The sequence below is a fragment of the Erysipelothrix tonsillarum DSM 14972 genome, from assembly GCF_000373785.1.
Lineage (GTDB): Bacteria > Bacillota_I > Bacilli_A > Erysipelotrichales > Erysipelotrichaceae > Erysipelothrix > Erysipelothrix tonsillarum.
Genome location: NZ_KB892377.1, coordinates 34,520 through 58,196, shown reverse-complemented (window position 1 = coordinate 58,196; position 23,677 = coordinate 34,520). Strand labels below are relative to the sequence as shown.

The following is a 23,677-nucleotide window of genomic DNA, read 5'->3' as shown; positions in this document are numbered from 1 at the left end:
CCTTTTAAACTACAGATACTTTTCCTTTACTTACGATATTAAAGATAATAAATGAGATTATGGTTGCGACAGTTAAAATACTTGCAAGTGCGGCAGCAGTTCCAAAACTAGCGCGGATAACTTCTGTATAAATTGCAACAGAAATTGTTTGAGTCTTACCAGTATATAACATAATACTGGAACTGAGCTCATTAATCGTACTAATCCAACTTAATATTGCTCCTGAAACAATTCCAGGTAACATAAGTCGAGCAGTTATTTTGAAAAAAGATCGCATTGGGGATACGCCTAAATTAATTGAGGCTTCCTCTACACTTTGATCAACTTGTTGAAGCATCGCTCCAGACGATCGCACTGTATACGGCATTTTTCGAATAACATACGCCAAAATCATAATTGCTGGGGTCCCTGTTAAAGCCAATGGTCCATTTTTAAATGCTAATGAAAGACCAATACCTAAAACCGCTCCTGGAATAACATAAGGCATCATAACAAGAATATCTAATACTTCTGAAGACTTGCTACGTCGTTTCGTAATTAAATAAGCAATAATAATCCCTACTACAATTATTATAACAATTGCAACAAAGGAGAATGTGAATGTATTTCGAATACTTGATCCCATTTTATAAAAAATTGTACGATAACTTTCTAGACTGAAACCTTTAACAAACACAGGTCCCTGCGTTTTAATAAAGGAGGTCACAACCACGACAATTTGTGGTAAGAAGGTTATTGTCGCAATTAAGAATGAAATGAAAGTCCAAAATATTCTTGGTATTTTCTTTAGTTTAACTTCAACGGGTGGTCTTAGTGTACTCATAGAATATACTTTTTTATCAACAACACGCTTTTGGTAGAGCAACACAGTCATTGAACAAAGTACCACAATAATACTTAATGCTGATGCTAATCCTGGGTTTCCACCCATCTCACTCATAAACTCTTCATAGACAAGCACAGGTAAAACCTTAAATCCTTCACCAATTAACATCGGTGTACCAAAATCTGCTAAACTAGACATAAATACCATAATCGCAGCTGCACCAATCGTTGGTAAAATAACAGGGAACGTTACAGTAAGCATACGTCTCCACTTACTCATACCAAGGTTTTCTGCTGCTTCTTCTAAGGAACTATCGATACTATTAAGTGCACCCGAAACATATAAATACACATATGGATATAATTTAAGTGTAAAAACAAGGATAATCCCTGTAAACCCATAAATTGATGGTAAACTTACACCAAGTGTAGCAAAGAATTTAGTAATAACACCATTACGTCCTAAAAGCATAATCCAAGAGTATGCTCCAATAAACGGTGGTGACATTAAAGACATAATAATCATAACATTTATAATTCGTTTACCCCAAACATTGTAACGAGTTGTAAGGTAAGCAAATGGAACCCCTATGATAACAGCCATGACTGTCGTTACAATCGCTACAAGGAGTGAACGAAATAGAGTTTGATAATAGTATTTATAAGTAAAGAATGTTTTGAAATTTTCTAACGTTATATTTCCGTTTACATCAAAGAAACTTCGTAAAAAAAGCGATAAAAATGGGTAGATTAGAAATAATGCAAAACCAATAAATACACCTATTTTTGCGAATGTCCAAAAGTCCCATTTAATATTTTTAAACTTCTGCTTCATTCAAATTCACCTTACCTTCGATATCATAAACATTAATATCTTTTTCTGATAGAACCAGGCTCACTGGACCCTCTGGACGGATATTTTTTATATTTTGTGTATATTCATTCACCTCGACGATAAGTGATTGATTTTCGAGTTCAATTTCATAGCTAATAAAATCGCCTAAAAATGTGGCCAGTGTTATCGATCCATGGATACTGTCCTGATGGTCCGTAAATATGAATTGCTCTGGACGAACCGATATCAAAACATCTGTACCGACCGCTGCTTTGACTTTTTTAGTGAATCGATAGTTTTCAATCTTGATTTGATTGTTTTCCTCAACAATACCTTTTAAGAAATTAGAAGTACCAATAAAGTTTGACACAAATTGGTTCGCAGGTTTTTGATAGATTACACTCGGTGCATCCACTTGCATCACTTTGCCCTTGTTCATAACCGCAATTCGATCAGAAATTGCCAGTGCTTCTTCTTGATCATGGGTCACGTAAATCGTTGTAATATTGAGTTTTCTTTGTAATTTTTTAATGATTGTTCTCATTTGTACTCGGAGCTTAGCATCTAAGTTACTTAATGGCTCATCCATCAAAAGAATTTTAGGCTCGATTACAATGGCGCGAGCTAAGGCAACTCGCTGTTGTTGTCCTCCGGATAGTGCTGATGGCATGCGATCTTTTAGTTCTTCTATTTGAACAATTTTTAAAGCATCCATGATTCTTTCATGTGCTTCTTCTTTAGGAATCTTGCGTGCTTTGAGTCCATAACCTACATTGTCATAGATACTCAAATGTGGAAAAACAGCATAGTTTTGGAAAACCATTCCAATATCCCTTTTATGAGCACTTACATCGTTAATGCGTTGATCACCGAAGTTAATATCTCCTGCTTCAATAGAATTAAAGCCTGCAATCATTCTTAGTAATGTCGTTTTACCACAACCCGATGGCCCAAGCAAAGTAAAGAATTCACCTTCTTGGATAGATAAACTTACATCATTGATGGCTACAAAATCACCGTATTTTTTTACTACATTTTTTATGTCTACATTTACACTCATACTGATCTCCTTAAACTAGTATTAAGCAAAAAGAGGTTTCCCTCTTGTTTGCTTTTTAATTTTTATTCACCAATGATAATATCTTTCCATTGTTTTAAAATTACATCCTTATCGGATGCAGCCCAATTAAAGTCATAATCTACAAGTTTAATTGTTGAAAGTGCTTCAAGACCTTCTGGTGCTTCAGCATCTTTACGTATTGAACGACGGCTTAATTTATTTGACATGATTTCTTGAGTATCTTTGCTTAATACAAAATCAACAAACTTTTTAGCATTATCCATGTTATTCGCATCTTTAATAATGGCTACGCCATCTGGAATTGCTGAAGTTCCCTCATTTGGATACACAATCTTTACTGGTGCATCATTGAGCACATATTTAATCGCTTCTTTTTCCAATGTTAGTCCCACTGAGTACTCTCCATCAGCAACACCTTTATAGACCGCTGATGAACTCGTTAGAACTTTACCGTCCAAGTTTGCATAAAACTCACGTACAAAATCCCATCCTTTTCCGTCGTCTTTACCATAAGCTTGAACCATCGTCGCTAAGATTGTATACGCAGAACCACTTTTTGCTGGATCTGCCATCGCAATTTTTCCTTTGAACTCAGGATTTGTTAGATCTTGCCAGCTTGTGGGCGCATTGCCTTCTTCAACCAAGTTAGTGTTGTACATTAATACCATTGGAAGGGGGCTCTCACCAATCCATTTAAAGTCTTTATCATAATATTGAGCATCAATATTAGCTAATTCTGGGGATTCATAAGCTTCAAAATAATCTGTATACGAAGCAAGGGATTCAGCACCACCACCCCATAATACATCTCCTAATGGTTTTCCATCTTCTGACTCAACACGTTTTAAGAGTTCACCGGTTCCTGCTGCAACGACATCAACGTTTATACCCGTTTTCTCTTTAAATTCTTTAACAACTAAATTAATTGTCTCAGCTGGATGAGGTGAATATACCGTTAGAGTTTCACTTCCAGCAGTGTCTTCCTGTTTATCCGAAGAACATGCAACTAATGATAAAGCTACAATACTAAGTAATAGTATCTTTACAAATTTTTTCATTCTTTCCTCCTTGGAAACGCTTTCATATTGTAATCTAAGAATATCACAGCCAATAAAACTCAACAATGGTATAAAACAGGCAATTTGTTGAATATTCCGTAATCACTTGTAAGCCGCTTCGGATATCTATAAATTTAATAATAAGGAGGTATATGAATTATGATTAAATTTGGAACTGGTGGTTGGCGAGCAATTATCGCAGATGAATTCACAAAAAATAATATTCAAAAATTAGCACAAGCGATATCAATGGAGTGCAAGGAAACACCTATTGTTATTAGTTATGATCGTCGCTTTCTATCCGACGTTGCGGCACATTGGCTTGCTGAAGTGTTTGCAGGTAATGGTATCAAAGTATTATTTATTGATAAAGCAGTACCGACTCCCATGACTATGTTTACAGTCAAACAATTAAATCTAGAATTTGGCTTAACTGTTACCGCAAGTCATAATCCTGCAATCTATAATGGTATCAAGGTATTTACACGTGGTGGTAGAGATGCCACAGAATCAGTAACTGATTTATTTGAAAAGAACTTGATTGGTTTAAAGAAAATTAATTCAATTAACTTTGAAGAAGGACTTGTAAAAAATATGATTTCATATTATGACCCAAGTAACGACTATATTGACTCAATTCTTTCCATGATTGATACTCAATCCATTCGAAATGCAAATTTGAAAGTTTTAGTGGATACGATGCACGGAGTATCAAAAACTTCATTATCAATTATCTTAAACACGACACGATGTGATGTGGATATAATTAATGATCGACATGATACTTTATTTGGAGGTAAACTTCCGTCTCCTGCATCAGCCACACTTCATAAGTTACAAGATTTAGTAAAAGAAGGGAGATATAACATCGGTATTGCTACCGATGGCGATGCGGACCGAATCGGTATTGTCGATGAACTTGGCAATTTTGTACATCCTAATATTTTAATTTCTTTAATTTATTATTATTTGTTAGAATACAAAGGTTGGTCTGGAGCTGCGGTAAGAAATCTTTCTACGACACACTTAATTGATCGAATCGCTCAAGACCATCAAGAAGACTGTATTGAAACTCCCGTAGGATTTAAACACATCACGAACGGTATGGAAAAAAGTAATGCTCTTATTGGCGGTGAATCCAGTGGAGGACTAACAATAAGAGGCCATATATCTGGAAAAGATGGAATCTTTGCAGCAAGTCTACTTGTAGAAATGATAAGTGTTACTCATAAAGGAATCCATGAACTTGTAGAAGAACTCTATGAACGATACGGAGAATTATTTAATATAGAGCGTGACTACCGTTTCTCCTCAGACGATAAAATACAAATTCACAAAACACTCATGGTCAACAAAAATCTTCCCACCTTCAATAAAAAAATTGAAAATATTAGCTATATGGATGGCCTGAAAATTTATTTTGAGGATGGTTCCTGGATAAGTTCAAGATTCTCCGGGACCGAGCCACTCTTACGAATATTTGCAGAAGCAAATACTGAAAACGATGTATTAGAACTCGTTACCATATTTGAAAACTACTTATCACTTAAGTCTATATAAGATAAAAGCACCTTCTAGAGGTGCTTTTATTTTATAGTATGTTTATATTTTGAAGGAATAATTTGAACAGCTCTGCATTTCCATTGTAATGGTAGCCAGAAATACCACACATTCTTGCAGCTTTTATATTAATATTAAGGTCGTCAATAAATAGACAGGTTTTTGCATCAAGGCGGTTTTTTTCCAACAAATACTCATAAATCCGAATATCAGGTTTTGATATATGTAAATCACCCGATATTACTAAGTCATCGAAGTAAGAAAACACTTCATAATGATCAACATATGAATGGAAACGTGACGCAGCATTTGAACAAAGATAAATTCCATATCCTTTACGCTTCAAGGTTTTTATTATGTCTAGCATGTCATTACGAGGAACTTTATATTCTTGCCAATGATTAAATATTTCACGACATATTTTGTGTTTTGATTGGGGTACATCATCTAGTATTTTTAAGAGAGCATTCTCAAAATTAATATCTCCATTATCGAGACTTCGCCACAATTCACTCTCGAAAATTTGTATTTTTAAATACTCTATCTCTTCAACATTATTCGTAAATTCCGAAAGAATATAATCCGGACTGAAATCCATTAATACATTTCCCATGTCAAATATAAAATTTGTATACATAATTACCTCCTAATCTAATAGTAGAGGCATTTAAATAAAATCTCAATTATTACTCAATTATTAAACAAAAAGACTGTTAATCCAACATTAATTTAATCAATATACGCATAACCTTTTTTTTAAACTATTGATAATTTTTTTTAACCAAACAATATATTTTCAATTACATGTTTAATTTATTCAACAAAACATATTAAAATAATAAACTAAAACAAGAATAAATTGCAAATGAATTTATAAATTAGAGCAATACTAATCGCTAGACTTACGCTTACAAGTGTTCCTAAAATGAATCTTTCTGTGAATTTTTTCTGATTCAATTGCTTAAAACGAGAGAAAGTTTTTAATGTCAACAAGAAAATTATTCCCTCATAATAATTTTTTATTATGAGAAAAAATATTAATATCCTTTCAAAATAACCAATCATTTTGCCATATCTATCAACTTCTTCACTCATGTGTTCTACGGTAAATGTCGTCTGAGTAATCATTAATTTATCATTTACTTGAACCTCCATCTTGAAATCATCGATATTCGAATTTTCTTGATGATCTTCTAAATCTTTAAATAATAAACTAATTAGTATACCACTGAATGAAGTAAGGAGTACCACACAAATTCCAAGTATAATAGCGCGAGTCGCAAACGGAAGTATATCAAAGTTTTTAAACGGGAATATTATAATACTTTGGCTTACTAAAGCATATAAGCTTTCTTCTTGTATTTTAACACCTATGAAACAGACCACTAAAACAGATAGGAAATGCATCCCTTGGTCAATCAAAAATATACTTAATTGCGGATATTTATAAAAGCATTTCTGAGTTTCATCTATTAAGGTAAGCTTTTTGGTTATTATATCCTTTAAACACAAATCTATATAATAATGAAAAACACAATTTAACACCACCAAAATTTCAAGGATTAGGATACTTGAAAAAAAACTCTTATGACAGTATATAGCGAGATAAGATACTATGAAAAGAGTTGCTAAACATAAATGATGAATTACATGACGTTTAATCGTTTTTTTTCGTATATTTAGAGTGTTGTCAGCGCCTTTTAATAATGCCATCTGATCTGTTTGTAACCAGAAATCTGCAATTAAATGAGATGAAATTAAAATTAGAAATATCATTTATTTACCTCACTTAAACTTTGATCATTACAAATCCCTATCATACACCCCAATATTTCATTGAATCTTGATAATTCTGAACGTGTTATAAATCGCGAAAAGTTAACACGGTAATTATCTAATTTTTTTTCACTAGATTCTGATAGATTATTATGTTCATCAATACCTTTCAGTGCAAGATATAATTCGGCAGGCGATTTATCAGGATTATTTCTCTTTAGGTCAATAGCCTTTTGTTGCTCTTGAGTTCGATTTTCGATGTTTTCAACTGCAATATTTAATAATAGATTTAAGGTATCCGTGTATGCTTTCTTAAAATTTGTATAAACACAACAAGTATTGCCACTTGCCGTATTTCCTTTTGTCTTCGCTGAATCAAGTGCCTCTGTAGCATTCCATATTGATGAACCATTAACAGTATGAGCACTTTCATCTATACCATAATCAATATTACCAATCCCCAACCCTAAATAAATATTTATCTTATTCATTTTCGCTTCAACTAATATTGCTTCAACAACTTTCATTGCATTATTAATATCTTCATAAATTCCAAATAACTCATCTCCATTTCTTATTTCTAATTCTTGATAGCTTTCAATTTTATTATTAATCCTTTTTTTTATTGAGTTATGGAGATTCGACATTTTTTTATAATTTGAGTTTAATCTTGACTCTTTTATATCTAATCGTATCGTAATGTACATCATAAATTCCTTTCTTATTAAAAGTTTGTCTAATCAGGTAAATTTAAATTTATTGCATAATCGTTCACGGTATTCGTGTACATGACTCATTGTACACGATATTCGTGTACAATCGTGTTATTCCGTTTTTTCGACTGTTAGTACACGTTATTTGTGAACTATTTCAATTGTACACGAATAACGTGTACTATTCAATATCTCGTATATCAGAATTCCTAACTATCGCTTTTATATGATATTATGCGTATAATAGAGTTAGAATTCGAGGTGGTATTAATGACAATCAATGATGTTGCGAAAGCTGCAGGTGTATCCAAAAGCACTGTATCTAGATATTTAAACGACGGTTATGTAAGCGATGCAAATCGCGAAAAAATTCGTATTGCAATTGATGAAACCGGTTATCAAACCAATGTTTTTGCACGTGGTTTAAAAACAAAGAGAAGTAAGCTTATTGCAATTATATTACCTCGTTTAGATTCTTTCACGTCCATTCAATCCTTAAATGGCATGAATAATGTCTTATCACAACATGGTTATCAGATGGTGGTTGTACCTAAAAATACAATTGAAGAAGATGAGCTCACTTACCTAAGACGTATATCGACACAAGGTTTCGATGGAATTATCGTTATGGCACATGCCATCACCGATGAGCATGTATCGATTGCAAACGCCTCACATCCACCAATTTTATTTACAGGGCAAGAACATCCTAAAACACGAAGTATTACCTTAGAAGACTATAAAATTGGTCATCTTGTCGCTGAATATGTGAATACACTTGATATTGAGAATGTTCTCTATCTATCAGTATCTGAAAGTGATCATGCTGTCGGAGTGAATCGTAAACAAGGTTTCTTGGACACCATAAAAAAACCAGTACGTACACTCATCACAGGTTTCCAACAATCTGACGCTTATGATATTATGAGCAAAGAATCTTCTACTTTGAAATATGATATTGTTGTTGGTGCAACGGATAATATCGCCATTGGTGCAATGCGATACCTACATGACCACCATGTAAAAGTACCTAATGATGTTAAAGTGGTTGGGATTGGGAATTATGACTTAAGCCACTTTATTAACCCGACATTAACAACACTTCACATCGATTACCAGGCAATGGGTCAAAATGCTGCAAACACAATGCTTTCTTTACTCGAAGAAGCCTTTGAATATGAACCCCAAGAAATTTCTTTGAAAATTATCGAACGTGAATCCACCAAATAAAATAATAGAATACAAAAAGCAACACTCTAAGAATGTTGCTTTTTTACTTTTTATTGAATCAATCCCTACTACTGTTCTATCTTAACAAACAGACGTGTTAAGATAAACGCTGTTGCAAAAGCACTTACAATTACAAGTAAATAACCCAGTATTGCTGTAAATGACTCTGTGTAAAGAAGTAATCCTGGAATAAACGTGATCCCCATTCCAGCTGGTGCTACCTTAAAGAGATATGTAACAAGTCCCCCTACAGCACCACCAATCATTCCCATCGCAAATGCTTTTGGTTGGGGTAATGTCACCCCAAAGAGCAAGGGTTCCGTAATCCCAAAAAGCGTTGATGCTGAAGCTGAGAGTGCATTTGATTTTTGTTTCTTATTTTTTAGCAATGTTGCGATTGCAATAGCCGCTCCAAATTGTCCTGCCATTGAAGCAGTACCAAGTGGTTGAAGGATATTAACACCGGTTTCATTAATTAATTGAATTTCAATCACACTCAAGGCATGATGCATACCAGTAATAACAATAACTTGTTGTATTGCTGCATAGATGATTTGCCCGATACCAAACGGTATTTGTGTTAATACAAGAACACCTTGTGTCGCAAATTGTTCAACACTGTGTAGTATTGGTCCTACTAAAACAAGAACAACAGATATAGAAACAAGAATGGATACGAACGGTGTCACAATTAAATCCATCATCGCTGGAACAACCTTACGTACATTGCGTTCTACCCATGCTACAAGCCACCCTGCAAAAATACCCGGTAAAACAGATCCTTGATATCCTACAATGCTCACTGTAAAGCCGAAAATATTAAGCATCATCGGTTCTGCGCCACCAGTGGCAACAGCCCATGCATTGGGAAGTTGTGGCGCTACCATCATTAATCCAACAACAATCCCTAATATTGGATTACCACCAAATCGTTTGGTTGCAGAATAAGTAATAAGGACTGGTAAAAACGCAAATGCGATATCCGTTAACATTTCAAATAAAGACGCAAACTCAGGTGACATTACGACCCCTAAATTATTTAACATACCACGAATACCCATTAATAGACCTGTTGTCACTAATGCAGGAATCAATGGGATGAGAACATCCGCAAAGATTCTCATTAATTTCTGTACGGGTTTCATATTTGCATAAGCATCTTGTTTAAATTCATCACTACTTTGTATTTCTTGACCTAATTCTTTTTGAAATGCCTCAAAAACATTATTTACTTTTCCCGTTCCAATAATGAATTGATGTTGACCTGATTGAAAGAAATAACCGCCAATATTTTCTTTGAGTAGTTCTATTTTTCCAGCATCAACAGCATCATTATTTTTAACAATAATACGAAGTCTTGTCGCACAATGCTCAAAGTTTTGAACATTGGTCTTCCCTCCGACAGCTTCAAGAATGCGTGATGCGATATCTTGATAATTCATACTTCCTCCTTAATGTGGTATCGTTACCATGTTTATACTCTAAGATTATCACTGTTTATCCTATAATGCAGCCCCTTTCAAGTATTTTTATCTCGATATTGCACTGTCCAACACTCTGTGGTACGATAAAACTACGGTATCGTTCCCACTAAACGATATATAAAGTGAGGTACTTAACTTGATTCATATAAACAATAAAATAAAAAACACCGTCAATTCCGATAAATGGCGAAATTGTTTCCATATTCAACCGCCTACAGGATTATTAAATGACCCTAACGGACTAATCTACCATAATGGTACATATCATATCTTTTATCAGTGGCACCCTGATGCACCTTGTCACGGTCTAAAATACTGGAATCATGTCACATCCATTGACTTAGTTCACTGGAAGCAAGACGATCGCATTTTAAAACCCGATTCTATTTATGATAGTCATGGTGCTTATTCTGGATCTGCATTCGTAGTAAATAATGAAATTCAACTCTTTTATACCGGCAACACAAGAGACGAAGCTGACAAACGGATCCCTTTTCAACTTCAGGCAACCCTTAATCAAGAACGTATTGATCATAAACGTGTTCTTATCGACTCCATACCAGAAGGCTATACGGACCATTTTAGAGACCCGAAGGTATTTTCAATTCATGGTGGATATGCAATGATTATTGGAGCACAACGCTTAGACCATACTGGTACGGCAGTTATATATACTTCCCCGGATTTAGAGAATTGGACCTTTGAATCCGAACTTTTCACTAACTTGATTGATCATTCTTATATGTGGGAATGTCCCGATGTATTTGCATTAGATGGAAAAGATTTTCTTCTTTTTTGTCCGCAAGGTTCCCTAAATAAACCTGAGAAGGAAACAAACGTTTACCCAAATACTTATCTCAGCGGAGATCTTGATATTCAAAAGTGGGAGTTAAAGAATCATGCCTCAATGCGCCTTCTCGATTATGGATTTGATTTTTATGCGGCCCAAACCTTCCTCGATGAACATAATCGCCGTGTTATGATTGCTTGGATCGGAGCAGCTGATGGAGACTATCCTACAGAAAGATATCAGTGGGCTCATGTTCTAACAATACCCCGTGTGCTTACACAAAAACATGGGTATTTATATCAAACACCTCACCCACAACTAAAAACGCTTCGCAAAAGCTGCGTGGATATTTCAACCATGTTGTCCCGTTACGAACTCATCGTTACTAATATCACTGATGATTTCGATATTGAACTTTATACCAACAATAATGAAACATTAAAGCTAACGTTTGACTCGAAGACGCATATCTTAAAACTCGACCGAAGTTCATTTACACATAAAGTCTCTCTTGATCGTGGTGAAGTCCGATCCATAAAGATGGAAGATGCTTTAAATAACCTGCAGGTATTTAGAGATACTTCTACAGTCGAAATATTTATAAATAATGGAAAATATACAATGACTGCTCGCTTTTTCCCGAAAGATATCAGTGGAAAGGTTAGAATAAATACACTCGATGATAATCTACACGTAGACTACTATGAATTGGAGGACGTAAATCATGATATATAGTATGGGTGAAATGTTAATTGATTTTATGCAAGAAGAAAATGGTTCATACATTCCGTATCCCGGTGGTGCACCAGCAAATGTTGCGGCTCATGCGAAACGAAGCGGTGCGAATGCGGTATTTGTTGGAAAAATAAGCACCGATAATTTTGGAGAACTCCTTACGAACACTTTAGAAAAATACAATATTCTTTTCCCTTTAGAAAGAAGTGAAAAGAACACTGCATTAGCCATCATTTCCCACGTAAACGGAGAACGATCATTCCAATTTTATCGTAATAATACAGCCGATCTAGATTTGAATAAAGATGATATTGATCAAATAAACTTTAACCCTAAAGATATCCTACATTTTTGTTCTCTCGGTCTTGTCCCGGATGGATCTACATATGATAGTCATCAATACGCATTGGAAACATGCAGAGCAAATGGTGGGATTATTAGTTTTGATGTTAATTTACGAGAAAAATTATGGTCTCATTTAGATGTCGCCTTATCATCAGTCATGTCGATGATCCCACAAGTAGATATAATAAAAGTAAATGAATCGGAATTGACTTGGTTGACAGGTACTGAAGATATCGAAGCTGGGCTAAAAAAATTACAAACACATCATCAACTTGTAATTTGTACACTGGGCTCAGCCGGATCGATCTTACTCAATTCAAAAGGTGTCTTTCTAAAATATCAACCACCAATTTGTGAGCAGGTTGATACAACTGGAGCAGGTGATAGTTATATTGCAATGATTCTTGCTTCCTTGGAAAAGTCAGCACTCTCTTTTATAGACTGGCAAGCAGAAGAACTTGAGCAAGCGGTGGTTTATGCAAGTAAGATTAGTGCACAAGTAGTGATGCTTCCGGGCGCAATACCCGCGATTCAATATTAAGCATTTTTTGTAAGACAAACTTCGTTTTTATGAAGTAGATAAACGACCTAAGATTTTATTGTTTGATTTCATTAATCATTCTACAAACCTTCATTTTTTTGCAATGTTTAAGTACAAAAAAAACCTCTTGTTTTATCATTTTTTAATGATTTATATTCAAGAGGTTTTTAGTTGTTTCAATTTTCCTATTTAGAAATCTTTACAGTGATTAGATTCCTGTTCCTAAATACTGAGAAATTGCAGCTGAGAGGCGCGGAATGATTTGGTTCTTGCGGGAAACAACATCTTGCAAGAAGGTTCGTTCTTCACCATCTTTATTTGGAAATGCATCAAGGACTGCTTCTTTTAGGCTTCCTGAAGCAACAATGATGGATCCATTGTCCTCAACACTCGTAAAGACAACTACCAATAAATCTAAATGGTGCTGTGCCACAAATTGTTCCATCGATTCCTCAAAGGAATCCAAAATATCATCGAGTTCATCAAAATGATAAATAACGAGTTGAGATACCATAACTTCCTTCTGCGAAATATAAAATTTCTTAATATCTTGATTGATAATATCTTCATAAGGTTTATTCTTCAATCCGGATGTTACTTCATACATATCCCGTGCAAAATCATTGCGATCCAGTCCTGAGCGTTCTTGAAGAATCTTCGCAATTTCAAAATCTTTTGGCGTGGTTGTCGGAGATTTTAAGTTAAGCGTATCCGATACAAGTGCCGCCAATAAGAGTGATGCAATTTTTTCGGGAATTTCAATATCATGCTCCAGATACATTTTTGTGATAATTGAAGCTGTTGAACCAATAATCTCATTTCTAAAGTAAATGGGTTTAACCGTACGTAAATCACCAATTCGATGGTGATCAATAATTTCGAGAATTTCCGCTTGTTGGATCCCATCGACACTTTGAGAAGCTTCATTATGATCCACCAAAATCATCTTTTTACTTGATGAATTCAAAATGTGGTATCGCGAAACAAACCCATATATTTTATTTTGATCGTCTAACACTGGGTAAGCACGATAACGTGTTTTAAGCATCCGCTTTCCAACATCATCTACAAACTCATTCCAGTTAAAGGTCACAAGGTCCGTCGACATCACTTCCCGAACACTTGGTGCAAAGAGTAAATATCGAGAGGTATTCATTGTTCCATGCGTTGAGCGAATGATTCCACAGTCCAGGAGCTTTGCAAGTGAAAGTACTGACTCCTCAATCTCATCGGTCCACACTGTCACAATACACGAAGCACCCTTGCGGATTGCGGTCAATTGGGACTCAGTGTCGTTACCAATAATCACTAAACGATCGGTCAGTTCATAGTTATCCAACTTTGTCTTAGAAATCGCGATAATGCTCGTCTTCCCATTAAAATGAAAATGTTTTGGTTCGTATACCAACTCACCATCGATCGCTTGTGCAATATTACAAATCGGTGTTTTCTTTAAGAGTTCAATCGAATGCTTTGTATCACCCATAGCAATATGAGCGAGGTTTGAACTCGTTACCAAACCGATAAGCTGATCCCGATCATCAACTACAGCGAGGGTTTGACGTTTATCCGAAATAATCTCCATGGCTTCCTTTATGGAGGTATCGAGGTGAATCTTTACAGCATCATCCATTTCAATTTCATCAAGTGTTGCGCGTGCATCTTTAAGAAGAGTAGGCGTTTCAAAACCAAAGCGTTCAAGTAAATAGCTGGTTTCATCACTGAGTTCACCCAAACGGCATGGTACCGCTGGTGCTCCCAAAATATTCTTCAAATGAGCATAGGCAATTGACGATACAATTGAATCCGTATCTGGATGACGATGTCCACAAATATAGATCAAATCTTTTTCGTTTTTCATATTAATTCCCTTTCAGTCATTAATTATAGTTTATCATATCTTACCAATATATAAAGATAGGCTCGTAAAAAAGAACCCTGATAAAACACTATTTATGGGTATGATTATCTTATTTTCATAAAATATTGCGCAGGTTCACTAAGTATGGCTAAAAAGTTGGAGGAATTGATATCATATTGCTTATTGAGCACTTCGTTGCTATTCTCAATAAGGTAAAAAAAAACACTGATACTTCAGTGTTTAATCTTCATAAATCATATCATAACGATATGATGAATGTTTAATCATATTTGGGTTTGGTTTACGTGTGCGGTGAAGTTCTTTGTGAAGATCACTGCGCTTGAAGTTTGTATAAGCTTCTTCATCTTGCCATACAAATGAAACATCCACACAGTCATAACTGTGGCATGATTCATTCAAACCAACACGTAAACTTACAAAACCTGGTACTTCTTTTACAACAGTACGATTATAAAAATTTTCGGCAAAATCGCGTCCTGTTCCTTTTTTCATTTCATAATGTTTTACTTCTACGTATTTCATTGATATCCCATCCTTCTTAAAATCGTAAGCTCTCTATGTATATTCTATTCAATACGACAAACCGAATCAAGAGATACATAAGTTAAATACGTTCTATTTTTCACAAAGTCAAAAGATGTTGGAAGATTTGTTATAAAAAATGGGAATGGTGTCACAAAATAAAAAACCCGGAAACCACTTGTGATTTTCAGGCTTCAATACACAAAGTTATTTTGCGAGTTTTGGTAATTGCAAGACTTCTTCAATGGAATCGATAATGTATTCTGCACCATTGGCTTTTAGTTCTTCAACACTTCGAAATCCCCAAGACACCCCAACCGGAATCATTCCAGCATTTTTAGCGGTTTTCATATCTACATCGCTATCTCCAACGAAATAGATCGTCTTTGGATCTTGAGCCATCATTGAAGCGATTTGTAAGGGATAAAAGGGATTGGGTTTATGTTTTCCATCAAACTTATCGCCGATGGTCGCCACAAATTTAATGTCATCATAATAATGCCGTACAATTCCATCCGTATATTCTTGTTTTTTATTTGTACAAATTGCAATTGGAATTTGACGATGATTCAATTCAAGCAGCGTTTCACAGACCTTCTCATAAGGTGCAGAAGCTACCGTGTAGTGTCGACTATACTCGTCAAGGTATTCGTCCAAGATAACATCAAAACCCTCGTAATCGGCCGGTAACGCACGTTCTACGAGTTTTTTCATCCCATTTCCAACAAATTTCTTATATTGAGCACGATTATAGGTTTGAAGCCCGTGTCGTGCTAGGACCGTATTCAGATTATTGCCTAAGTCATCAATTGAATCCAATAACGTTCCATCTAAATCAAAAATAAATGCCATGGTAATCCTACTTTCTAAATTATATTGCGAAATACTTGGTTATCATGTTTTGGTTGATAACATGTGGTGATTGGACGTGATGTTGCCCAATCAAAAAATCTTGAATCGTCATGATGGGCCATCACGGGAAAGAAACAAAGTGGATGCAATGTATCGACAACATCACGTGCTCCGCGATCATATGCTTCTCCCATCGAAGGTTCTAACGGAAATATAACAATATCAAGCGGTGCATGTATCGCAATCTCTTGAAGTATTTGATTAAACTTGTGTATTTCATAACGTGATTCGGTTGGTGTGAACCGCTCACTCCAATGCCAATTGTTTAAAGAACCTGCATGAAGCATTTTTAATTCATCTTCTTGAATTAAATAACAGATGCCACCTCCCGTGCTGTCATAAGCCCGAATTTTCGCAAACCCTAAATGAATCTCATCACCTGCACTCATCATAAATACATTTCGATAAGGTGAAACCAAGATGTCCGATGAAAGAATTACAGTTTTTCCATAACTGTAAATCGATTCATTATAGTGATTACGATGGCGACTGGTCACCAAAAAGAATGTTTCTTTATCACTGTATAAATACCGTGAGGGTAAAAGTCCCTCAACATAATCAAAAATATACACGGCCTTATCCGTTTCTACTACATAACCAGCATTATTAATATATTCAACATTAATCATCATAACGCCCCCCTTACAACGATTATAACATGAAAAAAAGGTAGCGAAACGCTACCCTAAGATAATTGTGATTGACCTGAATAAAGTGAAGCATAGCGTCCACCCATTTCAATCAAGTCATCGTGACTTCCTCGTTCAATAATTTCACCATGTTCTAAGACAATGATGGCATCTGCATTTCGAACGGTCGAAAGGCGGTGCGCAATCACAAACGTAGTACGTCCTTCCATAATAGAATCCATACCCTTTTCAACCATGCGTTCGGTACGCGTGTCAATTGAAGATGTGGCTTCATCAAGAATTAAGATTTCAGGATTTGCTACTGCAGCGCGTGCAATGTTTAATAATTGCATTTGCCCTTGTGAAAGATCATCCCCGTCACCACCGATGATAGTTTGATAACCATGTTTTAACTGACGAATAAAGTGATCGGCATTTGCCAACTTCGCAGCGGCAATACATTCCGCATCCGTAGCATCCAAGTTACCATAACGGATGTTATCCATAACAGTACCACTAAAGAGATGCGTATCCTGCAAGACCATTGCGATATGTTTACGTAAACTATAACGGTTGATGGTCGTTAAATCGTGTCCATCAATTAAGATTGTTCCAGAATCAATGTCATAAAAACGGGAAATAAGATTCGTAATCGTGGTTTTCCCTGCTCCCGTTGAACCAACAAAAGCAATCTTTTGGCCAGGTTTCGCCCAAAATGATACAGATTTAAGAACTGGAACACCTGGATTATAGCCAAATGTTACATCTTCAAAACGTACCGACCCTTCAACATCTTCTAAAAGAAGATCGTCTTCATTTTCTGATTCTAACGACCAATCAAGCAATTCAAAAATCCGTTCTGCCGAAGCAATTGCTGATTGTAGCGTGGTGAATTGGCTGGATATTTCATTAATTGGTTTCCCTTGAGTCCGTGTCATATTCACATAAGCACCCAGATCCCCAATACTTAGACCATGATTAATCGCAAGATAACCCCCGACAATTCCAATCACCGCATAACTGATGGTATTCACATTTTGCATCAACGGATACATCATTATGGATGTAATCTGAGCACGTTGCGAGTTTTTACGATAATCTTTATTCAAGACCTGAAAGTCCTTTTCGGCCTCACTCTCATGATTAAAAAGTTGCATCACCATTTGGCCTTCCATTGATTCTTCAATATAGCCATTCAAAGTTCCAAGGGAACGTTGTTGACGTTTGGAATAAATGCGACTGCGTTTCACGATAGCATTTGCCATAACGGAAAGTAACGGTAATATGATTATCGTTACCAATGACAAGGTTGGACTTAAAATAAACATAACCACAATCGTTCCAATTAATGTAAAGATATTAATGATAATTGAAGCAGCTGCGGAGTTAAGTCCTTCACCAACCAAATCAATATCATTCGTAAATCGACTCATTAAATCCCCATGAGCATTTTGATCATGATGCTTTACGTCCATTTTTAAGACGTGATCAAACATATCCTTACGGATTGTTTCTACGGTGCGTTGAGATATTTTTACCATCATTCGGTTTGAAAATAACATTGCAAGTACTTCTACCGCAAAAATAATGGCAAGGAAGATAAGTTTACTGAGCAGTTGTTGGAACATAACATCACGTGCTATTGAACCATTTAAACCATTTTCAATAATTTTAATAAGAGGGGATATCGCATACGATCCATAGAGTCCACCAAGGGTTGAGACGATGGATGCAATGATAACCATGATTAATAAAATTTTATTTTGTCCTAAGTAACCCAACAAGCGTTTCAAGGTTTTTTGTTGATGTCGTGGTTTATGACCAATGACAACTTTACGTTCACTCATCTTATTCGTCCCCCTTTCTTAATTGACTCTCATAGATTTCTTGATAAACGGTGCAGGTTTCAAGAAGGTCTTGATGCTTCCCTTGCCCCACAATTTGTCCTTCATCCATAACCAGGATCATATCGCTATCTGCAACCGAACTGATTTTTTGCGCAATACTGATAACTGTAACATCACTGTAAAGGTTTTGAACTGCTTCCTTAACCTTTTGTTCCGTTGCCGCATCCAAAGCACTGGTACTGTCATCCAAGACGAGAATCTTGGGTTCAACCACTAATGCCCGTGCAATACACATGCGTTGACGTTGGCCCCCAGAGAGGTTTGTTCCACCCTGTTGGATGGGTGCTTGAAATCCTGCTTCTTGTTCCATTATAAAATCATAAATTGAAGCTGCTTGTGTAGCACGAATTAAATCTTCTTGTGTAGCATTGGGATTACCGAGTTTTAAGTTTGATTCAATCGTTCCGGTAAACAGGACATTTTTTTGAGGCACAAAACCAAATTGGCTTCGTAACGCTTTTAAATCCAATGTGCGGATGTCTTTGCCATCGAGATAGATTGTTCCCTCACTGACATCAATTAGACGCACCATCAGGTTAATAAGCGTTGATTTACCGCTTCCGGTAGATCCAATAATCCCAACATGCTCACCCGGATTAATTGAAAAATTAATATTAGTAAGAATATCACTTGCATCTTCATAATAGCGGAATGATACATTATCGAAGTGAATATCACCACGTGGATTGACCGGTAAGGTATCCAAACATTCTGCATTTGTAATATCCGGTTCAGTTTCTAAAACTTCCTTCAAACGAATTACAGAAGCCTTTGAACGAGAAATCATCATGAGCACATTGGTAATCATCATCATCGAAAACATTGTAAATCGTAAATAGTTGATGAATACAAGCAAATCCCCAATATGGATTAAGTGTTGATCCACAATCAAGAAACTTGAAATCCAGACGATAAATAGTGTTGCGAAATGAATGGCTCCCATAAGTGCTGGATTCATAACGACCATTAAGTTCATGGCGTTAACCGAAGCATCAAACAATTCACCATTCTCATCTTCAAATTTATGGGATTCCTCATCCTCACGAACAAACGACTTAATAACACGAATATTCATTAAGGATTCTTGTACCTTACGGTTCATCTTATCCACTTTATCTTGCAACTTAACAAATCGTGGAAATCCTTCTTTGATTACATAGAGAAGCACCAACGATAATACAACCACTGCCACCAACATCACGACAGATAAATCAGGGCTAATCATATACGTCATCACAACTGTACTAATTAAGAATACCGGTGCACGAACCAATAGTCGTAAGCACATCATAATGGTTCGTTGTAAAAAGTTAATATCATTAGTTAGACGTGTAACCAATGATGCTGTTTGAAACTGCGACATATTTTTTAATGAGAATGTTTGAATTCGTTTAAAAATATCACGACGCAAATTCAATGCGAAATTATTTGAAGCTTGTGATGGAAAAATAAGCCCTAACATGGCAATTACTGCCCCTAAAAGCGCTAATCCCACCATTTTCAAACCAACATTTAAAATGACCGTAAAATCTTGATTTGCAATACCAACATCGATAATTTGGGCCATCAATTGAATTTGATATAATTCGATGAAGGCCACACTACCGACAAACAGAATCCCGAGTAACGCTGTGGGGATTTCCGGTTTAAAATATTTAAAGAATGTTTTCATTTGTCTCTCTTGCCTCCAATCCTTTAATCATTTCTGTAAGTAGTTCTTCTAACTGAAGTTGTTGTTCCCGATCAAGGTTTAAAAACATTGAATTATTGATGGAATCAAAATTTTTTTTCAATTCCACAATGGTTTCTTCACCTTTTGGGGTCAGATACAACTGACGACACCGCTTGTCATCTTCCGGGATCTCACGACGAATAAAATCACCTTGTTCAAGGCGTTTTAGTGCTACAGAAACCGTTTCCTTAGTAACCACTAACGTTTCTGCAAGTTCACGCTGTGTAAGTCCGGGATTACGATTCAATTCGAACAAAAAACGGGGCTGTCCAATGTACAGTCCTAATGTATCAAGATACGCTTGAACGACCGTTCGGTGTTTTCGCTCTAATTCGCGGTATAAACGTGACAGTATCGACTCCATAATCTTCTCCTTTAGTTAAACGACTAACTAATTATATCAAAAAAGAAAAACACACCGTGAAAAATAAATGAAAGCCGTCTTTAGACGGCTTCCTAAGTGTATCTAGCTGATGAAAATGAGCCATAAAAGTCCATAGATTAATCCTAATACAAGAATTAATGCCGGCAAGAGTGTGACCAATGCAGCAATGATCATTGCTGTTGTGTCATTTTTTTCAAACTCAACACCTTTAAACTTTTCTTCAATCTCTTCTTCAGTTAAGAGTTTTCTTTTTTTGCGTTTATTAAACATCATTATTTCTTTAAATTACATGCAACATAGTGGTTTTCACCAACACAGTGCCAATCAGTATCTGCAATCGCATTCGTTTTAAAGTTATAGAAATCGTAAACTTCATTTTCTGAAGAATAAAGATCCGCTTCAACTTCTTCACGATCTTTTCGACCACTGATATCTGTTTTAAGGAATGCATTCAACAAGCGTTTCGTATACGGATGTTTAGCATCATTAAAGATTGTTTTAATTGGTGCAGCTTCAACAATTTTACCACCATACATAACGATAACATCATCAGCCATTTGACTGATAACACCTAAGTCATGGGTAATAAATAGAATGGATGTATTATAATCATTCTTTAAGTCATTCATAAGCTTAAGAATTTCTGCTTGAATGATAACATCAAGAGCCGTAGTAGGCTCATCTGCAATTAAAAGTTTAGGATTACATGCAAGAGCCATCGCGATCATAACGCGTTGACTCATCCCACCAGATAATTGGTGTGGATAGTTTTGTAATACTTTCTCTGGGCGAGGAATTTTAACAGATGCAAGCATTTCTAATGCACGTTGACTTGCTTCTTGTTTCGTCATCCCTTGGTGAAGCATTAATACTTCACTAATCTGACGCTCCACAGTGAATACCGGATTTAAACTTGTCATTGGTTCTTGGAAAATCATTGAAATATCATTTCCACGAATCTTTCGCAATTGTTCTTCATTGTAATCTGATAGAACTTCACCATTAAAGATGATTTCACCTTCATAAATACGTTGGTTTGATTCAAAGAGTTGTAAGATAGACATCGCTGTTTGGCTCTTACCACTTCCTGATTCTCCAACAATACCCAATGTGCGTCCTTCTTCAACTGAGAACGATACACCATTCACGGCTTTAACTAAACCACGTTTTGTATCAAAGTAAGTATGTAAATTTTTAATTTCTAACAAAGCCATAATTACATACCTCCTTTCGTATTTTTAGCTTCCGCATTCAATAAACGACATGCTACAAAGTGATCTGGAGATACTTCATACCAATCTTTGTCCGCTTCACCTGTTTCTTCAAAGGTAAAGTCAAAAATACCATTTGGAACAACTTTTAGAAGTTCCGCAATTTCTGCTTCATCTTTTTCCATACGAGGAATTGCTGCTAGCAATTGCTTTGTATATGGATGTTGCGGGTTGCTAAAGATTTCTTCAGCAGGCGCAAGTTCTACTAAATTACCGAAGTACATAACACCAATACGGTCACTGATATAACGCACAACACCAAGGTCATGTGTAATAAAGAGATATGTTAGGTTATGTTCATCCTTAAGATCTTGAAGTAAGTTAATAACTTGTGATTGAATTGAAACATCCAAGGCACTAACCGCTTCATCACAAACGATGAACTTAGGACGCAATGCTAATGCACGTGCAATCCCAATACGTTGACGTTGTCCACCTGAAAATTGGTGAGGATAACGATGAATGTATTCTTTTTCAAGACCACATTTCTCCATAATGTCAATGATGTAGTCATTGTACTCTTCACTATTTGCATCTTTAAAGAGTTTATGAGCAATGAGCCCTTCTCCGATAATGTTTCCAACAGTGAAGCGTGGATCTAGTGATGAATATGGATCTTGGAAAATAATTTGTAAGTCTTTACGTAAGAAACGCATCTCTTGTTTGTTAAGTGATGATAAATCAATACCATCATCAAGTAATGATTCATATTCTTCAAATTTATCATGTGATGATAATTTAGCCTTCATTTCGTTAATAACCACATTAACGTCATCGAGTTCTTTTTGTGCTGCATCTAATTTTGCATTCAAGCTTGATATATTACCATTAGCTTTTTTATCTTGCATGGTATTACGCAAGGTTTCAAGTTCAAGTTCTTTGTGCAGTTTTGCGACAGCACTACCCTTTTGATATTTTGAAAGTAATAATTTACTTACTTCATTTAAATTTTCATGAACCAAGAGTCCACCTGCAAGACGGAAAATATTACCATATGTCGATTCGTATGCAATCTTTAAAAGACGCAATGATTCGTTTAGTTCGATAAATTCTTCACCTGATGTTCCTTCGATTTTTGCTTCGAGATCTTTAATCGCCTTGTATTCGTCATCATGTTTACCAAAAACCTTTGGTATTGATTTATATACTCCGCGTACGTACTCAGGCATCATTTCTTCAATTGTTTCACCATAATAAAGGGATACGCCACCTGTTTGATCGTACAACTGAATGAGTGTACGACCAAAAGTGGATTTACCACAACCTGATTCTCCAACAAGTCCAAGTGTTTCACCTTCAAAGATTTCGATTGAGATATCTTTATTCGCTTTAACATACTCTTGTTTACGTTGGAAAACACTTGATTTTTTTATTGGGAAATATTTTTGTAAGTGTTCAACCTTAATGAGAACGCGATTATCTTTGTTTTCCATTATATAATCCCATCCTTACTTTTTAAATTAA

General features: G+C 35.7%; 21 protein-coding genes. 4 read left to right on the top strand and 17 right to left on the bottom strand.

Annotated features, from left to right (window positions below; all coding sequences use genetic code 11):
• Nucleotides 1-4 precede the first annotated feature (4 nt).
• The 3 genes from B096_RS0100270 to B096_RS0100260 all read right to left on the bottom strand — a co-directional run bounded on the left by B096_RS0100270 (nucleotide 5) and on the right by B096_RS0100260 (nucleotide 3,799).
• Nucleotides 5-1,660, bottom strand: coding sequence for an ABC transporter permease (locus tag B096_RS0100270; protein ID WP_018578776.1), 1,656 nt, complete (start codon nucleotides 1,658-1,660; stop codon nucleotides 5-7).
• The gene (locus B096_RS0100265; RefSeq protein ID WP_018578775.1) at nucleotides 1,644-2,720 is read right to left on the bottom strand and encodes an ABC transporter ATP-binding protein; all 1,077 of its coding nucleotides are present in this window, start codon (nucleotides 2,718-2,720) and stop codon (nucleotides 1,644-1,646) included. The genes B096_RS0100270 and B096_RS0100265 overlap by 17 nt, the downstream gene beginning before the upstream one ends.
• Before the next feature lie 62 nt (nucleotides 2,721-2,782).
• Complete coding sequence (locus B096_RS0100260; RefSeq protein WP_018578774.1) at nucleotides 2,783-3,799, bottom strand: ABC transporter substrate-binding protein; 1,017 nt, start codon at nucleotides 3,797-3,799, stop codon at nucleotides 2,783-2,785.
• A 159-nt stretch (nucleotides 3,800-3,958) separates the two neighbouring features.
• Between B096_RS0100260 and B096_RS0100255 the strand changes: the two genes are divergently transcribed.
• On the top strand, nucleotides 3,959-5,359 hold the full coding sequence (locus B096_RS0100255) for a phosphoglucomutase/phosphomannomutase family protein (RefSeq protein ID WP_018578773.1): 1,401 nt from the start codon (nucleotides 3,959-3,961) through the stop codon (nucleotides 5,357-5,359).
• Nucleotides 5,360-5,390: 31 nt separating this feature from the next.
• Here B096_RS0100255 and B096_RS0100250 read toward each other — a convergent pair whose 3' ends face one another.
• The 3 genes from B096_RS0100250 to B096_RS0100240 form a co-directional block, all read right to left on the bottom strand.
• Nucleotides 5,391-5,996, bottom strand: coding sequence for an HAD family hydrolase (locus B096_RS0100250; protein ID WP_018578772.1), 606 nt, complete (start codon nucleotides 5,994-5,996; stop codon nucleotides 5,391-5,393).
• Nucleotides 5,997-6,202: 206 nt separating this feature from the next.
• Nucleotides 6,203-7,135 (bottom strand): DUF3307 domain-containing protein, encoded by a 933-nt coding sequence (locus B096_RS09715; RefSeq protein WP_018578771.1) that lies wholly within the window; start codon nucleotides 7,133-7,135, stop codon nucleotides 6,203-6,205.
• Nucleotides 7,132-7,845 carry a hypothetical protein gene (locus B096_RS0100240; protein WP_083912975.1) on the bottom strand — a complete coding sequence of 238 codons (714 nt, stop codon included), beginning with the start codon at nucleotides 7,843-7,845 and terminating at the stop codon, nucleotides 7,132-7,134. The genes B096_RS09715 and B096_RS0100240 overlap by 4 nt, the downstream gene beginning before the upstream one ends.
• A 273-nt stretch (nucleotides 7,846-8,118) precedes the next feature.
• Between B096_RS0100240 and B096_RS0100235 the strand changes: the two genes are divergently transcribed.
• Entirely contained in the window at nucleotides 8,119-9,078 is a 960-nt protein-coding gene (locus B096_RS0100235) for a LacI family DNA-binding transcriptional regulator (protein WP_018578769.1), read from the top strand.
• A 68-nt stretch (nucleotides 9,079-9,146) separates the two neighbouring features.
• Here B096_RS0100235 and B096_RS0100230 read toward each other — a convergent pair whose 3' ends face one another.
• Nucleotides 9,147-10,520 carry a PTS transporter subunit EIIC gene (locus tag B096_RS0100230; RefSeq protein WP_018578768.1) on the bottom strand — a complete coding sequence of 458 codons (1,374 nt, stop codon included), beginning with the start codon at nucleotides 10,518-10,520 and terminating at the stop codon, nucleotides 9,147-9,149.
• A 178-nt stretch (nucleotides 10,521-10,698) separates the two neighbouring features.
• On the opposite strand from B096_RS0100230, the gene B096_RS09370 reads away from it, so the two are divergent.
• Entirely contained in the window at nucleotides 10,699-12,087 is a 1,389-nt protein-coding gene (locus B096_RS09370) for a glycoside hydrolase family 32 protein (RefSeq protein ID WP_018578767.1), read from the top strand.
• Nucleotides 12,077-12,973 carry a carbohydrate kinase family protein gene (locus tag B096_RS0100220; RefSeq protein ID WP_018578766.1) on the top strand — a complete coding sequence of 299 codons (897 nt, stop codon included), beginning with the start codon at nucleotides 12,077-12,079 and terminating at the stop codon, nucleotides 12,971-12,973. Before B096_RS09370 ends, B096_RS0100220 begins: the two co-directional genes overlap by 11 nt.
• A gap of 208 nt (nucleotides 12,974-13,181) precedes the next feature.
• Here B096_RS0100220 and B096_RS0100215 read toward each other — a convergent pair whose 3' ends face one another.
• The 10 genes from B096_RS0100215 to B096_RS10205 form a co-directional block, all read right to left on the bottom strand.
• Nucleotides 13,182-14,834: a putative manganese-dependent inorganic diphosphatase gene (locus B096_RS0100215; protein WP_018578765.1), complete on the bottom strand. Its 1,653-nt coding sequence runs from the start codon at nucleotides 14,832-14,834 to the stop codon at nucleotides 13,182-13,184.
• A gap of 240 nt (nucleotides 14,835-15,074) precedes the next feature.
• A complete protein-coding gene (locus tag B096_RS0100210) occupies nucleotides 15,075-15,377 on the bottom strand; it encodes an antibiotic biosynthesis monooxygenase family protein (RefSeq protein ID WP_018578764.1) in 303 nt (100 codons plus the stop codon).
• 207 nt (nucleotides 15,378-15,584) lie between these two features.
• Entirely contained in the window at nucleotides 15,585-16,229 is a 645-nt protein-coding gene (locus tag B096_RS0100205; RefSeq protein WP_018578763.1) for an HAD family hydrolase, read from the bottom strand.
• A 14-nt stretch (nucleotides 16,230-16,243) separates the two neighbouring features.
• Nucleotides 16,244-16,921, bottom strand: a complete 678-nt coding sequence (locus tag B096_RS0100200; protein ID WP_018578762.1) for a hypothetical protein — start codon at nucleotides 16,919-16,921, stop codon at nucleotides 16,244-16,246.
• A gap of 53 nt (nucleotides 16,922-16,974) precedes the next feature.
• A complete protein-coding gene (locus tag B096_RS0100195; protein WP_018578761.1) occupies nucleotides 16,975-18,765 on the bottom strand; it encodes an ABC transporter ATP-binding protein in 1,791 nt (596 codons plus the stop codon).
• A 1-nt stretch (nucleotide 18,766) separates the two neighbouring features.
• Complete coding sequence (locus B096_RS0100190; RefSeq protein WP_018578760.1) at nucleotides 18,767-20,497, bottom strand: ABC transporter ATP-binding protein; 1,731 nt, start codon at nucleotides 20,495-20,497, stop codon at nucleotides 18,767-18,769.
• Entirely contained in the window at nucleotides 20,481-20,921 is a 441-nt protein-coding gene (locus tag B096_RS0100185) for a MarR family winged helix-turn-helix transcriptional regulator (protein ID WP_018578759.1), read from the bottom strand. Before B096_RS0100185 ends, B096_RS0100190 begins: the two co-directional genes overlap by 17 nt.
• 102 nt (nucleotides 20,922-21,023) lie before the next feature.
• Nucleotides 21,024-21,212 carry a hypothetical protein gene (locus B096_RS0100180; RefSeq protein WP_039736752.1) on the bottom strand — a complete coding sequence of 63 codons (189 nt, stop codon included), beginning with the start codon at nucleotides 21,210-21,212 and terminating at the stop codon, nucleotides 21,024-21,026.
• Nucleotides 21,213-21,214: 2 nt separating this feature from the next.
• Nucleotides 21,215-22,156: an ABC transporter ATP-binding protein gene (locus B096_RS0100175; RefSeq protein WP_018578757.1), complete on the bottom strand. Its 942-nt coding sequence runs from the start codon at nucleotides 22,154-22,156 to the stop codon at nucleotides 21,215-21,217.
• A gap of 2 nt (nucleotides 22,157-22,158) precedes the next feature.
• Nucleotides 22,159-23,646: an oligopeptide/dipeptide ABC transporter ATP-binding protein gene (locus B096_RS10205; RefSeq protein WP_018578756.1), complete on the bottom strand. Its 1,488-nt coding sequence runs from the start codon at nucleotides 23,644-23,646 to the stop codon at nucleotides 22,159-22,161.
• Between the last annotated feature and the right edge of the window lie 31 nt (nucleotides 23,647-23,677).